Consider the following 17,961-nt stretch of genomic DNA (forward strand, 5'->3'; position numbering starts at 1 on the left):
GCTTATGCAGCCCACGCCCTCTTCCGTTCCACAGCGTCGCCTGGCCCGCCAGGCGCGCCAGAAGTTCGTAGAGGGCCTGTGCTCCGGACTCCCGGAGTTGGGCAAGACAGTCCAGGAGTTCCTGGCCGCCTTGATGGCCCAGACGGGCACGGCGCGCGAAATGCAATCGCGCCGGGATGCGTGGATGCAGTACCAGCAGCTCCATGCCACCTGGACCCAGCGCACGGCCAAGGCCTGGCAGGAAGCCCTGGCACCCCATGCCATCAGCGCCCGGGGGCCCCTTGCCGGAGGGGTTGTCGGCAACCAGTTCGAGCTGCTCAGCGACGACGTGGTGGAAAACAAGATCCTGGCCTCGCGCATGGCCCTGACGATCACTGAGCAGGTTGGGCCCCAGTTCGACACCCTGCGCCAGCGCACCCAGTCCCTGGAGGGCCAGGAACTCGACAGCAACGACATCCTTCGGCCCGACACCGTGTGCCTGCTGCTGGTGGAGCAGTGGGTGGAATCCGGCCTCTCCCGTACCGACCTGCAGACCGTGGTGGACCCTCTGCAGCGCGACCTGGCCAATCTGCTCCAGAAGCATTACCAAGCCGTCAATGTGTTCTATGTGGAGCAGGGCATCACCCCGCAGACGGACCTGAAGTCCCGGGTGCGGCGCACCAGCGGAGGGACAGCCACAGGCGGCAGCGATTCAGGCGCCGGTGGCCTCGCATCGCAGGCCCTTGCGCAGACCCGTGAAGCCATGGCTGCAGCGCGCGGCAACCCGCCCTTTCCGGCGCAGATGCCGCGAATGCCCCAGTATCCGCCCGGCTACCCCCGGCATGGGCATGGCATGCATACCGCCTTCGCGACGGGCATGACCCCGCTCGCACGTGCCCGCCAGCGGGCGCAAGGGGTCATGGGCCAACTGCGCCGCCTGCTCACCCAGCCCGCTACCGGGTTCGATATGGTCAACGCCCCGCCGGCGTCGGCGGCGCTGGCCCATGCACTCACCGCCCACCGCGTGCATGCCGATACCTTCTACACCAATGTCGCCACGCTGATAGAAGACTACAGCCCGGCCGCTGTGGTGCAGCTGGCGGGCACGGTGCGGGAGCGGTCCACGGAACTCAAGAAAAAGGCCGCTACCACGGGCGAAAAGGCCATCATCGAGGTGGTGGCGCTGATGTTCCAGAGCATCCTCGCCGAAGACCGTATTCCCCCGGCGGTGCGCGTGTGGTTTGCGCGCCTGCAGGTGCCTGTGCTGCGCGTGGCGCTCGCAGAACCCGAGTTTTTCAGCAATCTCGACCATCCCGCCCGCAAGCTGATCGACCGCATGGGCGCCTGTGTGCTGGGCTTTGACTCCACCAGCATCAACGGCAGCGCCCTGGAAACAGAGATCCGCCGCGTAGTGCAGGTGATCGAGCAGTACCCTGAAACCGGCCGACGGGTGTTCCAGCTCGTGTACGACGAGTTCGAGAAATTTCTGTCCAAGTTCCTCACCGAAAAGCAGGCCACCTCCCGCCTTGTCAGCGTGGCCCAGCAGGTGGAGCAGCGGGAAACCCTGGCCATCCAGTACACCATCGAGCTGCGCACCATGCTGCGCGACATGCCGGTGCGCGACGAAATCCGCGAGTTCCTGTTCAAGACCTGGGCCGAGGTGCTGGCCCTGTCGGCCGTGCGCGATGGCCCGCAGCATGCCGACACGGTGGCGTTCAAACGCACGGCAGCCGACCTGGTCTGGGCGGCCAGCGCCAAACCCAACCGCAGCGACCGGGCCCAGGTGATCCAGAACCTGCCGGGCTTGCTGCAGCGCCTGCGCCAGGGCCTGGCGCTGCTCGGCGTCAATGGGCCCGAGCAGGATATACAGGTCAAAACCCTCACCGACACGCTGGCGGATGCCTTCCTGTCCAAAACCGCCTCGATCCCGCAGGCGCACATCGAGGCCATGGCCAAACGTCTGGCCAACCTCGAAGACTTCATGAGCGACGCCACCCTGGGCGACATGCCGCTCAACGCCGACAACATCGAAATGATGCTGGGCATTGATGCCTCGTCCATCCATGTGGTGGCCGATAATGGCGCGCCGGTGGACGACGCCATGGTGGTGTGGGCGCAGGAGCTGCAGCCCGGCACCTGGTACACGCTGGACCACAACGGCGCGTCGACCCAGGTGCAGTACGCCTGGCAGAGCCAGCGCAAGCAGCTGCACCTGTTCGCAGCAGTCGATGGCAGCAGCTACCTGATCCAGCTGCGCCGCCTGGCCGCTTACCTGCAGGCGGGCCTGCTCGTGGCCCAGGACGAAGAGGGCCTGACCCTGCGCGCCACGCGCGACGCCCTGGCCAAGCTGGACGCCAACCCCGAACGCTTGCTCGGCTGACAGCAGAGCAGTTTCTGGCCACCCGGGCAAAGGGCCCGGGGCGTCGTCGCTCTGGCCTGAAGATTTCGGCTTCAGCCGTGCCCCAGACGCTGGAACAGCCCCCCGGGCAGGCGCGCCACGCGGCCATCCAGTTCCAGCTCCAGCAGCATCACCTGCAAGGAAGCCGTGTCCATGCCGGTGCGTGCCACCAAGGCGTCCAGGCCCAAAGGATCAAACCCCAGCGCGGTGAGCACGGGGTTGTTTTCCGACCCGGCTTCTGCGCGCTCCTCCAGCGCTGCCCCCTCTTCGGCGGGCGCCTCCGGCAAGCCCGGTACCGTGGTGGCCGGGAGCCGCAACTCCTCCAGCACATCTTGCGCCGACTCGACCAGTTTGGCCCCCTGGCGGATCAGTGCATGGCAGCCCCGCGACTGGGGAGCATGGATGGACCCCGGGATCGCAAAAACCTCCCGGCCCTGCTCGACCGCCATCCGGGCCGTGATCAGGGAACCCGAGGCGAGCGCGGCCTCAACAACCAATGTCCCCTGGGACAGGCCCGAGATGATGCGGTTTCGCTTGGGGAAGTTGGCCGCGAGCGGGGGCGTTCCCAGTGGGTACTCGCTGACCAGCAGCCCCCGGGCTGCAATGCGGCGCGCCAGATCCAGGTTCTTGCGGGGGTACACCCGGTCCAGGCCAGTCCCCACCACGGCAATGGTGGCTGCCGCCGAAACGTCTGCTACAGAGGCATCCAGTGCACCTTCATGTGCCGCTGCATCCACGCCCAGTGCCAGCCCCGACACGATGGTCAGCCCAGCGCCGTGCAATGCCCGCGAGAACAAGCGGGCGTTCTCTGCGCCCTGGGCGGTCGGGTTGCGGCTGCCGACCACTGCCAGACACCGGTCGCTGGGAAAAGGCTGGTGCGCGAGCAGCTGTGCTGGGCCGGTGAGGTACAGCAGCAACGGAGGATCTTCCGTGTCCAGCAAGGACTGCGGGTAGCGGACGTCGCCCAGCGTGACGATGGTGCGTGCCGGGCCCTCGGGCCCCGCTCCGGACAGCCACTGGGCAGTGGTGTCCCACAAGGCCTGCCAGGCGGCAGGAATCTCACACAAAGCCCGCGCCTGGGCATTGGTCACACATTGCTGCAACGCCGCCTCGGGCTGCTGAAAAATCGCCTGCGGAAGCCCGAAGCGGGAAAGCAGCCGCCGCGCAGCGCCGTTGCCCACGCCAGGGGACAGCGTCAAACGCAGCCAAGCCCCCAGCTCTTCATGGTCCATGGGTTTCAGGCCGCCCACGCACAGTCTGGTGCCGCAGCCTCCTGCCGAGAGCAGCGGCCCCTCCGTACGGAGGCGTGCACGACTTACTTGGGGTTGACGAGGCGATCGCCTACGCGCACGCCGTTGCGGATTTCAAGGAGCAACGCATAAGACACGCGCTCAAAGGTGCGGAACACCATGGCCGTGCCATTGATTTCGCTGGGCAGCTTGACCATGGCCTTGGCCTTGTCGGTCGTGTCCTTGATGCGGTCACCCTTGGTCATCAGGCTGAGCACATGGCCGGGCTCCACGCCGTCTTCCGAACCCATGTTGATGGCCACCACCTGGTTCTGGGCGCCATAAGCCACGGCCGAGCTGCCGTAGATGGAGACCACGCGCGCATCGACCTCGACCTCAGGGGCGCGCGGCGTGTAGCTCATGAACGCGCGCGCAGGTGCGGGCAGCAGACGGTCACCGGCCTGGACTTCTTCCTTGGTGGCCGACAGGTCCACGGTGGCGGGCACGTACTCGGCGTTGTAGCCGCCCTTGCCATTGGGCGTTTCCTCGAAGGATTCACCGCGCACCAGTTCGGCCTTGCCCACGTACTGGGCCTCGTAGCCCAGCACCTCGCCCGTCATCGGATCCTTGAGGGCCACTGCGTTGCGGAAAACACGGTAGAAGCGCGGCTCCCCGGCCTCGGCCAGCATGGGCGAGGCGGTGTCACCGCGCACATAGACGCGGTCGCCCGCGCCCATCAACACGCGCTCGTCGGTCGTGGCGATCACCCGCGGGGCGCGCAGCAGCGTTTGCTCGTCCACCACCAGGGGCTCGACCAGGAAGGGTTCGATCAGGTGGGGTTTGAGGGTCGGCAGTGCTGAATCCACCAGGCTGTCGCTGCGTGTGCGCGGCGACACGCGCACGGTTTCGGGCTCGCCCGTGGTGCCGGGGCGGCTGGTGCGCAGGCGGGCGTAGCCACCGTCTTTTTCCAGATACAGGGTCTGGCCCGGGAAGATCAGGTGCGGGTTGGGAATGGCCTTGAGGTTCATGCCCCACAGCTCGGGCCAGCGCCAGGGGCGCTTGAGGTACATGCCCGAAATGCCCCAGAGCGTGTCACCGCGCTTGACGGTGTAGCTGTCGGGCGCGTTGGGCGCCAGCTCCTCCAGGGGCACGCCCCGCTCGGACACCTGCTGCGCGGTGGCGCGCTGGCCGCTGGAAATGGGGTAGTTTTGCGCCTGAGCCGGCATGACCAGCAGGGCGCCAGCGATGATGGTGAGCGCGCCCAGGGCGGTCCGCCGCACGCTGGTGAATGCCGTCATGTTGTTCCTTTTCTCATGCATTGTGAAACGCCCCCTCACTGGCAACCCGGCACCTGCAGCATGCGGGCACCCGGGTAACTACGTTACAAACCTTCTTAGATTCTCTGCTCAAGCCCTTGATTCGGCAACGATTATTGGCCTGCAACCCTGCGGCAGGCAGCAAAAGTGGCGAAAATAGCGACATCTTTTACCTGCAGCCATGGCAATCCTTCCCATTCTCTGTTACCCGGACCCCCGGCTCCACAAGGTCGCACGCCCCATAGCGGTGGTGGACGACCGCATCCGTGCGCTGGTGGCCGACATGCTGGCCACCATGTACGACGCCCATGGGATCGGCCTGGCCGCCACCCAGGTGGACGTGCACGAACGGCTGGTGGTGATCGACGTGTCCGAAGAACGCGACCAGCCCCTGGTGCTGATCAACCCCGAACTCGTCTGGACCAGTGCAGAAAAGCATGTGAACGACGAAGGCTGCCTGTCCGTCCCCGGCATCTACGATGGCGTGGAACGTTTTGACGCTGTGCACGTGAAGGCGCTCGACGCCCAGGGCGAGTCGCGTGTCATCGAGGCGGACGGCCTGCTGGCCGTGTGCATCCAGCACGAGATGGACCACCTGATGGGCAAGGTGTTTGTGGAATACCTCTCGCCCCTCAAGCGCAACCGCATCAAGACCAAGATGATCAAGCAGCAGCGGGAGGCCCGCGAGTGAGGCCTCCAGCGCTCTGCGCCTTGCGGGGCGGCGGAGTGCTGGCGCGGGCAGCGCTCGGGGCGCTGCTCATCCACCTTGCCGGGTGCGCGCTGCCTGCCCGCGAGCAGCCCGGTGCACTGCGCGCCGACGTGCGGACCCGCCTGGGCCCGCCCAGCGCGACCTTTGCGCTGGCGCAGGGCGAGCGGTGGCTCTATTCCGAACTGCCCGCAGGCTTTGAGGCCCACGCCCTCGATTTCGACGCCAGTGGTCGGCTGCTGCGCAACGAACAGGTGTTGACCCAGGCGCGTTTCGAGAGCCTTCCGCTCGGCACCTGGACCGCCGCCGATGTGCAGCGCAGCTTTGGCCCCCCCTTGCGGGTGGAGCGCGTCGCGCGGTTTGATGGCGACATCTGGACCTACCGCTTCCGCCAGAACTCAGACCTGCGCCTGGCCCATGTGCACCTGGACCGGCAGGGCGTGGTGCGGCAGGTGCTGTTCACCGACGAACTCCCCTTTTTCGACAATGCGCGCGACTGAGCGGTTGCGCCATTGAACGCTCCTCAGACACCCGCATGCAGCCATCCATGAGAGTCATTTTTGCCGGTACCCCCGAATTTGCCCGCGTGGCGCTGGAGCGGCTGCTGGCCGCAGGCTTCACCGTTCCGCTGGTGCTCACCCAGCCTGACCGCCCGGCGGGCCGGGGCATGAAGCTGCAGGCATCGCCCGTCAAACAATGTGCGCTGGACCACGGCATTCCCGTGGCGCAACCGCGCAGCCTGCGCCTGGATGGCAAGTACCCCGAGGAAGCCGCCGCCGCGCGCGATGCACTGCTGGCCGCCCAGGCAGATGTGATGGTCGTGGCCGCCTACGGGCTGATCCTGCCGCAGTGGACCCTGGACATGCCGCGCCTAGGCTGCCTGAACATCCACGCCAGCCTGCTCCCACGCTGGCGCGGCGCGGCCCCCATCCACCGCGCCATCGAGGCGGGCGACGCCGACACCGGCGTCACCATCATGCAGATGGACGCGGGGCTGGACACCGGCGACATGCTGCTCACCGAGCGCCTGGCCATCACCGCCGACGACACCACGGCGACGCTGCACGACCGGCTGGCCCACCTGGGTGGCCGCATGATCGTGGAAGCGCTGGAGCTGGCGGCCTGCGGCGGCCTGCAGCCTGTGCCCCAGCCTGCCGAGGGCGTCACTTACGCCCACAAGATCGAGAAGGCCGAAAGCAGCATCGACTGGTCCCAACCCGCCAGCGTGATTGGCCAGCGCATCCGCGCGTTCGACCCGTTTCCGGGCGCCAGCACCGAGTGCAGCGGCGAGACCATCAAAGTATGGAGCTATGCTATTGATAGCGCAAAAGGCAATACAGACGCGCGCAAAGGCCTTGTTTTATCTGCAAATGACACCGGTGTGCTGGTGGCCTGTGGCGCGGGCACGGCGCTGCGCCTGACCACGCTGCAGCGCGCGGGAGGCAAACGGCTGCCTGCGGCCGATTTCCTGCGCGGCTTCGATCTGCAGCCCGGCATGGTGCTGGGCGCCCCCGCCGCATGAGCGTGCTCGCCTCCCTGCGCAGCACCGTGCGCCACCCTTCGTTCCGGCTCGCCGCGACCGACATGGCGGGCACCTCGCTGGGCATTGCCGCCTGGGGCCTGGTCACGGGCGTGGCCATGGTCAAGAGCGGCATGCCGGTGGGCATGGCGGTGTTCATGTCGCTGCTGGTCTATGCGGGCAGCGCGCAGCTGGCGGTCATCCCGCTGCTGTCCGTGGGCGCGCCACTGTGGGTCATCTGGCTCACCGCCGCCTGCGTGAACCTGCGTTTTGTGATCTTCAGCAGCATGTGGCGCAGCTACTTCGCCCACCTGCCGCTGCGCCAGCGGCTGGCGCTGGGGTACTTCAGCGGCGACGTGATCTATGTGGCCTTCATGAAACGGTTCCCCGAACCCCGCCCCGCGCCCGAGCAGGTGCCGTATTTCTGGGGCGCCGCCAGCACCAACTGGCTGGCCTGGCAGGTGCCATCCATCGCGGGCATCCTGCTGGCCAACGCCGTGCCGTTGTCCTGGGGGCTGGGGTTTGCCGGGGTGCTGGCGCTGCTGGGCGTGCTGCTGTCGCTGCTGTTCGACCGCGCCACCTGGCTGGCCACGGGCGTGGCGGCCACGGCGGCGATTGCCGCGTTTGCGCTGCCGCTCAAGCTCAACATTCTGGTGGCCCTGGCTGCGGCCGTGGCCGCCGGGCTGCTGATGGAAGCGGTGGACCGCCGTCGCCACAAGCCCGAGCTGCTGCTGGTGCCCGCCGACAGCGTGATGCCACCCGAAGAACGCGAGCATGTCGCGGCGGGCGATGTGGTGCCGCTGCGCGAGGAGCGCCATCCATGATGAACGGATCCTGGATCGAACCGGTGCTGGCCATCGTGGGCCTGGCGGTCATCACCGTGGTGTCGCGCTCCTTCTTCATGATCCCCGAGCGCGAGCTGCCGCTGCCCGGCTGGCTCAAGCGCGGGCTCAAGTACGCCCCCCTGGCCGCCCTCACCGCCGTGATCGCGCCCGAGATCCTCATGACCCAGGGCGAACTCATCGACACCTTCATGGACGCCCGCCTGCCCGCCGTGGTGTGCGCCAGCGCCTACTATTTCTGGCGTCGGGGCATCCTGGGCACGATCCTGGTGGGCATGGCGGTGTACCTGCCGCTGCACATAGGTTGGGGCTGGTAGCGCCAGGGCAGGCGCGTGGTGCGCGCCGCCTAAAATGGCGGCCCTGATCCACGAGCCATTCCCGGAAGCCCTCCCCCATGAACATCCTCCGCTTTTCCGATCTGTGTGCCCAAGGCAAGGCCCAAGGCCAGCGTGTCTTCATCCGTGCGGACATGAACGTCCCGCAGGATGACGCAGGCGAGATCACCGAAGACACCCGCATCCGCGCCTCGATCCCCTGCATCCGCATGGCACTGGATGCCGGTGCCGCCGTGATGGTCACCAGCCACCTGGGCCGCCCGACCGAAGGCGAATTCAAGCCTGAGGATTCCCTGGCCCCTGTGGCCAAACGTCTGTCCGAGCTGCTGGGCCGCGATGTGCCATTGGTGGCGAACTGGGTGGATGGCGTCACCGTGGCCCCCGGCCAGGTCGTGCTGCTGGAGAACTGCCGCCTGAACGTGGGTGAAAAGAAGAACAAGGAAGAGCTGGCGCGCAAACTGGCCGCGCTGTGCGACATCTTCGTGAACGATGCGTTCGGCACCGCCCACCGCGCCGAAGGCACGACCTACGGCATCGCCCAGTTTGCCCCTGTGGCCTGCGCGGGCCCGTTGCTGTCGGCCGAGATCGACGCCCTGACCAAGGCCCTGGCCCAGCCCCAGCGCCCGCTGGCCGCCATCGTGGCGGGCTCCAAGGTATCCACCAAGCTCACCATCCTGCAAAGCCTGGCCGACAAGGTGGACCAGCTCATCGTGGGCGGCGGCATTGCCAACACCTTCATGCTGGCCGCAGGCCTGCCCATCGGCAAAAGCTTGGCCGAGCCCGACCTGCTGGACGCCGCCAAGGCCGTGATGGCCGCGATGAAGGCCCGGGGCGCCGAAGTGCCGATCCCCACCGATGTGGTCGTGGCCAAGGCCTTTGCCGCGGATGCGCCCGCCACCGTGAAGGCCGCCGCCGACGTGGCGCCCGACGACCTGATCCTGGACATCGGCCCCGACACCGCCGCGCGCCTGGCCGCCCAGCTCAAGTCGGCAGGCACCATCGTCTGGAACGGCCCCGTGGGCGTGTTCGAGTTTGCCGCGTTCGAAAACGGCACCCGCACCCTCGCCGCTGCCATTGCCGAATCACCCGCGTTCAGCATTGCGGGGGGTGGCGACACACTGGCTGCCATCGCCAAGTACGGCATCGAGAAACAGGTGGGTTACATCTCGACCGGCGGCGGCGCCTTCCTGGAGGTGCTGGAAGGCAAAAAACTGCCTGCTTTCGACATCCTGGAGCAGCGCGCAGCGGCTTCCGTGTAAGCAAATGCAAGGCAAACCGGGCTATTGGGCCCTGCGTGCCTTGCAGCAGCACACAACTGTGACCAAAAACAACGAACTGTGTACGGCGAAGCGCAGTTAGCGTAATTTTTTCTTGTTTTTGTTGAGGAACCCGCCCAGAATTATTTTCAATCGTGCGGGCTGTATCTGTCCAGATCCTCGCAAATCTAGTCCGTAGGAGGGAATCATGTCGTTTTCAAAGGCAATCAGCTTGGCCGTTCTGGCTGGCGCTGTAGCAACCTTGGTTGGGTGCGCACAGAAAGCGCCTATTCCCGTTGCGGAAAATTTTGAATACACCTCGCAACCCAAGGTCCGCTCTGCAGGCCATTGGGACCTGGTATCGCGTGATGTGGTGAGCCAGACCCTGGGCACGTTGGACAAGGCCGGTGTCGCTCCCAATACCCCGCTGCACGTGACCTTGCCCGCCAATGCCACGCAGTTTGAAACCGGGTTCCGCGAGTTCCTGATCACCAAACTGGTTCAGAACGGCGCCGTGGTGCACCAAAGCCCAGGCCAAGCCCTGGAGGTTTCCTATGGCATCCAGGTGGTGCGCCACAACAGCGACCGCCCCCATTTCATCCCTGGCGCTTTCACCATGCTGGCTGCGGGCCTTTTTGCCGCGCACGGCCTGCGCCATGAGCACATCGACGCACAGCTGGCTGCCGGCCTGGGCCTGGCAATCGCCGCCGACTATGCCAACAGCATCAACTCGGGCGGCCCCACCAACACCGAGCTGATCCTGACCACCACCGTCACGCGCGGTGGCCAGTACCTGGCCCGAAAGACCGACGTGTACTACCTGGAAAACGCTGACACCCCGCTGTTCACGCGTCCCTCGTACAAGAACGTCAACATGAAGGTTGTCTCGCAATGAAAACCCCCGCACTTCTTCTGACGGTGCTGGCCGGCGTGGTTCTGGCCGGTTGTGCCAACAACGCTGCGCCCACGCGCGTCGAGCCCACCTACCAGGAAGCCGCCAGCAGCCAGTTCATCCAGACCAGCCGCGATGCCGTGGCCAAGCTGACCACCGGCTTTGACATGAACGCCCTGGGCGCAGGCCCGGTGCTCGTGGCCACCGTGGTCAACGTGAACGACCTGAGCCGCGCAGCCCCCCTGGGCCGCACGCTGTCCGAGCAGTACGCCACCAGCATGGCCGCCAGCGGTTTCAACGTGAAGGAAATCAAGCTGCGCGGCGACGTGTTCGTGCGCGAAGGCCAGGGCGAGTTGCTGCTGTCGCGTGAGATCAAGGACATTGCCCGCAACCACAACGCCTCCCTGGTGCTGGTGGGTACCTACTCGGCGGCTGCCAATTACACCTACGTGAGCCTGAAGCTGGTGCGCACCGAAGACAGCCGCATCGTGCGCGGCTACGACTACGCGCTGCCCAACGACCGCGACGTGCAGCGCCTGCTGGCCGTGCCACGCTGAGCGCTTGGTTTGATGCACCCGCAGGCGCCGCCTGCAACAACGACAAAAGGCCGTCTCGACGGCCTTTTTTCATGCCCGCACAATCGCAGCCCCCGCTGCGGGCACCGCGAACCACAGCCCCCAGATGAACCCGTGGGGGAGGCGGCAAAGGCCGCCCACTAAAATCACGCCCCATGAACTTCACCGACATGCTGCGCGGCGCCACGGCGCAGAACAACTCCCTGCTGTGCGTGGGCCTGGACCCCGAACCCACCCGCTTCCCTGCGGGCATGCAGGGCGACCCGCGCAAGATCTATGACTTTTGCGCCGCCATCGTGGACGCCACGGCCGACCTGGTCTGCGCCTTCAAGCCCCAGATCGCCTACTTTGCCGCCCACAGCGCCGAAGACCAGCTGGAGCGCCTGATGCAGCACATGCGCGCCAATGCCCCCCAGGTGCCGGTGATCCTGGATGCCAAACGCGGCGACATCGGCTCCACCGCCGAGCAGTACGCCAAGGAGGCCTTCGAGCGCTATGGCGCCGATGCCGTCACGCTGTCGCCCTTCATGGGCTTTGACTCCATCGAACCCTACCTGGCCTACCACGGCAAGGGCGCCTTCCTGCTGTGCCGCACCTCCAACCCGGGCGGGGACGACCTGCAGAACCAGCGTCTGGCCAGCATCGAAGGCCAGCCGCTGATGTACGAGCATGTGGCGCGCCTGGCGCAAGGCCCCTGGAACAAAAACGGCCAGCTCGGCCTGGTGGTGGGCGCGACCTACCCGCAAGAGATCGAGCGCGTGCGTGCCATCGCCCCCACGCTGCCCCTGCTGATCCCCGGTGTGGGCGCCCAGGGGGGCGACGCAGCCGCCACGGTGCGCGCCGGGCTGCGCAACGACGGCCCCATCATCGTGAACTCCTCGCGCGCCGTGTTGTACGCCTCCCAGGGTGCGGACTTTGCGGCCGCCGCCCGCACGGCCGCCCAGCACACCCGCGCGGTGCTCGAAGCCTCGCGCAGCCGCTAGCAGCGCCCCACGCGCAGCCCTCCCAGCCCCTCAGCCACACCGCACGCCCATGCAGCTCAAGTGGCTGGAGGACTTCATCGTGCTGGCGCAGGAGCGCAGCTTCACCCGTGCCGCCGAGCTGCGGCACGTGACACACCCCGCCTTTGGCCGCCGCATCCGCGCGCTGGAGGCCTGGGCGGGCACGCCGCTGGTCGAGCGGGGCGGGGGGCCTGTCACCCTCACGCCTGCGGGGCAGAGTTTTCTGGACACCGCCGGGCAGATGGTGCGCAACCTCACGCAGTCGCACGAGGAGCTGCAGAGCCTGGCCGGACGCCAGGCCCGCACCGTGACACTGGCCACGGGCCGCACGCTGGCGCGCACCGTGGTGGCCGACTGGCTGGTGCGCCTGCAGCCCATCCTGCAGGGCGGCGAGCTGTGCATCCGCACGCGGGCACTGGCCGACACCGTGGCCATGCTGGAGCGCAGCGAGGCCGACTTCTCCCTCGTCTACCACCACCCCACACTCGCCGTGCGCCTGGATGCGCGCCAGTTCATGCATGTGACCGTGGCCTCGGACCGGCTGGTGCCCGTGTCACGCGCCACCGCGCAGGGGCAGGCGCTGCACCGCTTCGGGCCCGACGCCACGCGCGTGCCCTACCTGGCCTACGCCCCGCAGCTGGCACTGGGCCGCCTGGTGGAAGACCACCTGGCCCAGAACCCGCACGCGCCCCGGCTACAGCGGGTGGTGGAATGCGACTCGGCCGACGCGCACTACGAATACGTGCAAAAAGGCCTGGGCGTGGCCTGGCTGCCCTGGTCCATGGTGCACGCCGACTGCCAGGCGCAGCGCATGGCGCTGGCAGGCGATGCGCGCATGGAGGTACGGTTTGACGTGCGCCTGTACCGCCCCAAACGCCGCCTGGGCCCGCTGGCCGAGGCGCTGTGGAAGGCACTGGCGCAGCGCTGAACCTGGGCGGGTGCTCCCAGCCGGGCACAGGGTTTTCATCAGGGCACCGAACCGTATTGGCACTAACTGGTGCCACTTCAGCACCAGGCCAGCGGCTGGGGCTTCGCACAATCGGGCCACAACCCCCCGATCCACGACGAGGACCTCTCCATGCAACCCACACTTCCCCTGCGCCGCGCGGCACTCCTGTGCGGCCTGGCGCTGCTCGGCGCCACCCCTGCACTGGCGCAGGACACCTACCCCAGCAAGCCCATCACCATCGTCGTGGGCTACCCGCCCGGCGGCAGCACCGACCTGACCGCCCGCACCGTGGCCACCGAGCTGGGCAACAAGCTCGGCGTGCCGGTGGTGATCGAGAACGTGGGCGGCGCGGGCGGTGCCATCGGGGCGCAGAAGGTGGCCAGCAGTGCACCCGATGGCTACACGCTGCTGGTGGGCGCCAGCAACGAGATCGCCATCAACAAGCTGGTGACCAAGAAGGTGAAGTACGACATCAAGGACTTCACCGCCATCGGCCTGATTGCCTCGCAGCCGCTGGTGCTGGTGGCGTCCACGGGCACGGGCGTGAAGACCCTGGCCGAGTTCACGCAGAAGGTGTCCAAGAACCCCGGCAAGTTCAGCTACGGCAGCTCGGGCGTGGGCACCTCGCTGCACCTGGCGGGCGAGATGGTCAAGGAGCAGGGCAAGCTGTTCATGACGCACATCCCCTACCGGGGCGTGGCGCCGCTCACCAACGACCTAGTGGGCAACAACCTCGAATACGGCGTATTCGTGCTCTCCAGCGGCCTGCCGCACATCAAGAGCGGCAAGGTGATCGCCCTGGGCACCACCGAGGCCAAGCGCTCGGCCGTGACCCCCGACATCCCCGCACTGGCCGAAACGCCGCAGTACAAGAACGTGGACATCGGCACCTGGTTTGCGCTGATGGCGCCCGCCAACCTGCCCAAGCCCGTGTTCGACAAGCTCAAGAAAGCGCTGGCCGACAGCCTGCAGTCGCCCGACTTCAAGAAAAAGATGGAAGCCAGCGGCTCCACCGTGGCCGCCCCCACCGTGAACATCGACCAGTTCCTGGCGACCGAAGTGGCCAAGTACAAGAAGATTGTTGAATTCGCCAAGATCGAAGAATGAACCCCACCGACCTCGCCCCCACCGCCGTGCCCCCCCTGGCGTTTGAACTGCCCGCCCCCGACATCAGCGCCTGGCGCGCGGGCAACACCGGCACCGAAGGCGTGTGGCATTTCGACTCGGGCCAACCCGGCCGCCACGTGATGATCAGCGCCCTGGTGCACGGCAACGAGCTGTGCGGCGCCTGGGCGCTCAAGGGTCTGCTCGACGCCGGTGTGCGCCCGCAGCAGGGCACGCTCACGCTGGCGTTCTGCAACCTTGACGCGTTCGACCGTTTCGATCCGGCCAACCACGATGCCTCGCGCTTCACCGACGAAGACCTCAACCGCCAGTGGCTGGATGAGCGCATCGATGCCCTTGATACCAACGAACGCCGCCGCGCCGCCGCGCTGCGCCCGTGGGTGACGCAGGCCGACTGGCTGCTCGACATCCACTCCATGCACGAGCCCTCGGCACCGCTGCTGCTCACCGGCATCCAGCCGCGCAACCGGGCGCTGGCGCGTGCCATGCGCTCGCCCGAACACATCGTGGTGGACGCGGGCCACAAGGATGGCGTGCGCATGCGCGACTACGGCCGCTTTGGCCTGCCCGATGGAAACGGCGAAGGTGAGGGCGGCGACACCCGCTCGCTGCTCATCGAATGTGGCTTCCACGGCGACCCCGCCAGCCGCACGGTGGCGCAGGACCAGTGTGTGCGTTTCCTCGAACAGTCCGGTGTGCTGGACGCTGGCACCCTCGCGCAGCAGCTGCCCGGCTGGCGCCAGCCCGACGCCCCCCGCCAATGGGCGCTGGAGGTGACCGGCCCCGTGGTCGCCACCAGCAGCGCCTTCCGCTTTGTGGCGCCCTATACGGGGCTGGAGCTGTTTGAGCAAGCTGGCACAGTGATCGGTGACAACGATGGGGTGCCGGTGGCCACGCCCTACGACGGGTGCGTGCTGGTCATGCCCTCAGTACGGCAGGCGCGCGCGGGCGTGACGGTGGTGCGGTTTGCGCGCCGCCAGGTGCTGTAGACCCGGCCCCAAGGCCTGTTCAAGGTGGCGCCTCGAATGCTATTACATTGATAGCTTAAAAGACATGCCTATAGCGCGCAGAGGCTTGTTACATCTTCAAAAACTCGCCCTAACGCTGCCCCGGCGCTGCCATAGCGCTCACTGCGCGGCACGCGCCGCGTCGATGTGGGCCTTGACCCGCTGGGCCAGCGCGATGTCGCCCGGGGTGTCTGGGCTCCAGGCGTCCACCGGGCGGGGCAGTTCCTGCGCATCCACGGCGGTGTAGGCCACCACGCAGTGCGCCACATCCTCCAGTGGCGCGCCCTGCACGCCGCCGCTGCGCACCTCCACCGCCAGGCACATGCTGGAGTCGGAGGTGTAGGCCAGGCGCGCATGCACCTCCACCAGATCCCCTGGGCGAATGGGCCGCACAAAGTGGGCGCCGCCCACAAACTCGGTGACGCAAGCGCCCCGGGCCCAGGCGCTGGCACAGGCAAACCCGGCCTCGTCCACCCAGCGCAACACGGTGCCGCCCGCCACGCGGCCCGCCTGGGGCTGGGCGCCTTGCGGGGCCAGAAATCGGAGGGTGATGGACTGCATGCCGAAGCTCCCGAGGAAAGGGTGAACTGGAATTATTCCCCAGCCACCCGGGTGCGCGTGTACCGCCGTGAAGGCACGACATGGTCGAAATTGACTTGAGTCAAAACCCTACTGCCCGTAGAAACCTACATTGCGTTACACACCACGCGGCCTGAGATCCCGTTCCGACGAAGGCCGCACCCCGTCGGCGGGTGCCGACACCCCGCCCGCTGAGGGTTTCCTATTGCCGCACGGCCCGCCCGTGCGCCCATTGCCATGTCACTTTTGCACCGGTTGAACCTGCTCGAAAAGTTCCTGATCCTGGGAACGCTGGGGCTCATGATGAGCGCCCTGCCCACCTACCTCACCGTCAGCGATTCGCTGCACGCTATCGGCCATGCGCGCCAGGAGGCACGCGGCGTGCCCCCCGTCCAGGCGCTCACCCGCCTGGTGCAGCACATGCAGGTGCACCGGGGCCTGTCGGTGGGCATGCTGGGGGGCGATGAGACCCTGGCCGCGCGCCGACCTGCCGCACGCGACGCGGTGAACGCCGCGCTGTCCGATGTCACCGCCCGCTTTGCCGCCGCCCAGGTGCCCGCCGCCCAGATGGCCACCTGGACCCAGGCCCAGCAGACCTGGCGCACGCTGGAGCAGGCCGTGGGCGCGCGCAGCATCGAGCAGGCGCAGAGCACGGCGCAGCATACGCAGCTGATTGCCAGCCTGCTGCAGCTGAACGAAGCCCTGGTGCACGCCTATGGCCTGCAGATCGACCCTGAGGCCGACACCCATGCGCTGATCCAGGCGTCTCTCGCCCAGGCGCCCATGCTGGGCGAAAAGCTGGGCATGCTGCGCGCCCAGGGCGCCAGCGCTTTGGGCAAACGCGAACTGACGCCCCAGGGCAAGGGCCAGCTGCTGGTGCTGCAGCAGCGCGTGGCCGAGCTGCAGGCCGACACCTTCCGCGGCCTGGACCGCGCCCTGCAGGGCAACCCCGACCTGCAGCGCGCGCTGGGCAGCAGCGTGCAGACGGTGCAGGGCCAGATCCAGCAGTCGCTGCAGATGGCTGAGCGCGACGTAATCAACGCCACCGAGCTGCAGCTCGCGTCCAAAGACTACTTCGACGCCTTCACCCGCACCATCGAGGCGCTGAACGCACTCAACAACCTGTCGATGGCGAGCCTGGACCAGGCGCTGCAGGCCCGCGTGTCCGACTTGCAACGTGGCCTGCTGTGGGTGGCGCTGGCCATGGTGCTCACGCTGTCGGCCACCAGCGCCATGGCCCTGGTGTTTGTGCGCTCCATGACCGGGCCGCTGTCGCAGGCCGTGGCGCTGTCGCGCGCCGTGGCGCAGGGCGACCTGAGCGGTGCGCCCATTGCCCATGGCACCAACGAAGTCGGCCAGCTGCTGCAGGCACTGCAGCAGATGCGCAGCCAGCTCACGCAGGTGGTGCGCCAGGTGCGCAGCGGGTCGGAGAGTGTGGCCACGGCCAGCGTGCAGATTGCACAGGGCAATACCGATCTGTCGGCCCGCACCGAAAGCCAGGCCAGTTCACTCGAAGAAACCGCTGCGTCGATGGAGCAGCTCAACGCCACCGTGCGCCAGAACGCCGACAGCGCCCAGCAGGCCAGCCAGCTCGCGGCCAGCGCCAGCACCGTGGCCACCCAGGGTGGCGAGGTGGTGGCGCAGGTGGTCCACACCATGCAGGGCATCAACGCCGCATCGCAGAAGATCTCGGACATCATCGGCGTGATCGACTCCATCGCCTTCCAGACCAACATCCTGGCGCTGAACGCAGCCGTGGAAGCGGCCCGCGCGGGCGAGCAGGGCCGGGGCTTTGCGGTGGTGGCCAGCGAAGTGCGCAGCCTGGCCGGGCGCAGTGCCGAGGCCGCGCGCGAGATCAAGGCCCTGATCAGCGCCAGCGTGGAGCGCGTGGAGCAGGGCACGGCCCTGGTGGACCGCGCCGGCAGCACCATGACCGAGGTGGTCGCGTCCATCCGCCGCGTGACCGACATCGTGGGCGAGATCAGCGCAGCCAGCCACGAACAGTCCCTGGGTGTGGCCCAGGTGGGCGAGGCCGTGACGCAGATGGACCAGGTCACGCAGCAGAACGCCGCGCTGGTCGAGGAGATGGCCGCCGCCGCCAGCAGCCTGCAGAACCAGGCCCAGGACCTGGTGCAGGTGGTGTCGGTGTTCCGCCTGGGGGGCGATGGCAGCCACAGCGGCAGCAGCGTTGGTAGCGCTGCAACGCTACGACTTCAATAGCTACCAAGGCATACTGGTCGCGCGCAAACGGCT

17 protein-coding genes are annotated in these 17,961 nt (G+C 67.4%); 14 read left to right on the top strand and 3 right to left on the bottom strand.

All coding sequences use genetic code 11. The features are described from left to right. Nucleotides 1-4 precede the first annotated feature (4 nt). Nucleotides 5-2,359, top strand: a complete 2,355-nt coding sequence (locus tag CBY09_RS11515; protein WP_094289657.1) for a DUF1631 domain-containing protein — start codon at nt 5-7, stop codon at nt 2,357-2,359. 71 nt (nt 2,360-2,430) lie between these two features. Here CBY09_RS11515 and dprA read toward each other — a convergent pair whose 3' ends face one another. Together dprA and CBY09_RS11525 are read right to left on the bottom strand one after the other, a co-directional pair. Continuing rightward, nucleotides 2,431-3,609, bottom strand: coding sequence for a DNA-processing protein DprA (dprA, locus tag CBY09_RS11520; protein WP_094289659.1), 1,179 nt, complete (start codon nt 3,607-3,609; stop codon nt 2,431-2,433). 83 nt (nt 3,610-3,692) lie between these two features. Then, complete coding sequence (locus CBY09_RS11525; RefSeq protein WP_094289661.1) at nt 3,693-4,904, bottom strand: LysM peptidoglycan-binding domain-containing protein; 1,212 nt, start codon at nt 4,902-4,904, stop codon at nt 3,693-3,695. 199 nt (nt 4,905-5,103) lie between these two features. On the opposite strand from CBY09_RS11525, the gene def reads away from it, so the two are divergent. The 12 genes from def (at nt 5,104) to CBY09_RS11585 (ending at nt 15,111) form a co-directional block, all read left to right on the top strand. Further along, entirely contained in the window at nt 5,104-5,613 is a 510-nt protein-coding gene (gene def / locus CBY09_RS11530; protein WP_094289663.1) for a peptide deformylase, read from the top strand. A 35-nt stretch (nt 5,614-5,648) separates the two neighbouring features. Beyond that, the gene (locus CBY09_RS11535; protein WP_240515690.1) at nt 5,649-6,128 is read left to right on the top strand and encodes a hypothetical protein; all 480 of its coding nucleotides are present in this window, start codon (nt 5,649-5,651) and stop codon (nt 6,126-6,128) included. Nucleotides 6,129-6,175: 47 nt separating this feature from the next. Beyond that, a complete protein-coding gene (gene fmt, locus CBY09_RS11540) occupies nt 6,176-7,150 on the top strand; it encodes a methionyl-tRNA formyltransferase (protein ID WP_094290184.1) in 975 nt (324 codons plus the stop codon). Further along, the gene (locus tag CBY09_RS11545) at nt 7,147-7,971 is read left to right on the top strand and encodes an AzlC family ABC transporter permease (protein WP_094289667.1); all 825 of its coding nucleotides are present in this window, start codon (nt 7,147-7,149) and stop codon (nt 7,969-7,971) included. The genes fmt and CBY09_RS11545 overlap by 4 nt, the downstream gene beginning before the upstream one ends. Continuing rightward, nucleotides 7,971-8,306: an AzlD domain-containing protein gene (locus CBY09_RS11550; protein ID WP_063461553.1), complete on the top strand. Its 336-nt coding sequence runs from the start codon at nt 7,971-7,973 to the stop codon at nt 8,304-8,306. The genes CBY09_RS11545 and CBY09_RS11550 overlap by 1 nt, the downstream gene beginning before the upstream one ends. Nucleotides 8,307-8,383: 77 nt before the next feature. Continuing rightward, on the top strand, nt 8,384-9,583 hold the full coding sequence (locus tag CBY09_RS11555) for a phosphoglycerate kinase (RefSeq protein WP_094289669.1): 1,200 nt from the start codon (nt 8,384-8,386) through the stop codon (nt 9,581-9,583). 205 nt (nt 9,584-9,788) lie between these two features. Then, the gene (locus CBY09_RS11560; RefSeq protein WP_094289671.1) at nt 9,789-10,475 is read left to right on the top strand and encodes a hypothetical protein; all 687 of its coding nucleotides are present in this window, start codon (nt 9,789-9,791) and stop codon (nt 10,473-10,475) included. Further along, complete coding sequence (locus tag CBY09_RS11565) at nt 10,472-11,029, top strand: FlgO family outer membrane protein (protein ID WP_094289673.1); 558 nt, start codon at nt 10,472-10,474, stop codon at nt 11,027-11,029. The genes CBY09_RS11560 and CBY09_RS11565 overlap by 4 nt, the downstream gene beginning before the upstream one ends. Before the next feature lie 173 nt (nt 11,030-11,202). Next, nucleotides 11,203-12,030 (top strand): orotidine-5'-phosphate decarboxylase, encoded by an 828-nt coding sequence (gene pyrF / locus CBY09_RS11570; RefSeq protein WP_094289675.1) that lies wholly within the window; start codon nt 11,203-11,205, stop codon nt 12,028-12,030. Between the two features lie 49 nt (nt 12,031-12,079). Continuing rightward, nucleotides 12,080-12,976 carry a LysR family transcriptional regulator gene (locus CBY09_RS11575; protein WP_094289677.1) on the top strand — a complete coding sequence of 299 codons (897 nt, stop codon included), beginning with the start codon at nt 12,080-12,082 and terminating at the stop codon, nt 12,974-12,976. Nucleotides 12,977-13,126: 150 nt separating this feature from the next. After that, a complete protein-coding gene (locus CBY09_RS11580) occupies nt 13,127-14,104 on the top strand; it encodes a Bug family tripartite tricarboxylate transporter substrate binding protein (protein WP_094290185.1) in 978 nt (325 codons plus the stop codon). After that, nucleotides 14,101-15,111 (top strand): M14 family metallopeptidase, encoded by a 1,011-nt coding sequence (locus tag CBY09_RS11585; protein ID WP_094289679.1) that lies wholly within the window; start codon nt 14,101-14,103, stop codon nt 15,109-15,111. The genes CBY09_RS11580 and CBY09_RS11585 overlap by 4 nt, the downstream gene beginning before the upstream one ends. A 138-nt stretch (nt 15,112-15,249) precedes the next feature. Here CBY09_RS11585 and CBY09_RS11590 read toward each other — a convergent pair whose 3' ends face one another. Then, nucleotides 15,250-15,690, bottom strand: coding sequence for an acyl-CoA thioesterase (locus CBY09_RS11590; RefSeq protein ID WP_094289681.1), 441 nt, complete (start codon nt 15,688-15,690; stop codon nt 15,250-15,252). Between the two features lie 255 nt (nt 15,691-15,945). Here CBY09_RS11590 and CBY09_RS11595 point away from each other — a divergent pair, with 255 nt between their 5' ends. Next, nucleotides 15,946-17,928: a methyl-accepting chemotaxis protein gene (locus CBY09_RS11595; RefSeq protein ID WP_094289683.1), complete on the top strand. Its 1,983-nt coding sequence runs from the start codon at nt 15,946-15,948 to the stop codon at nt 17,926-17,928. Nucleotides 17,929-17,961: the final 33 nt, after the last annotated feature.

Source organism: Acidovorax kalamii (assembly GCF_002245625.1).
Classification (GTDB): domain Bacteria; phylum Pseudomonadota; class Gammaproteobacteria; order Burkholderiales; family Burkholderiaceae_C; genus Acidovorax; species Acidovorax kalamii.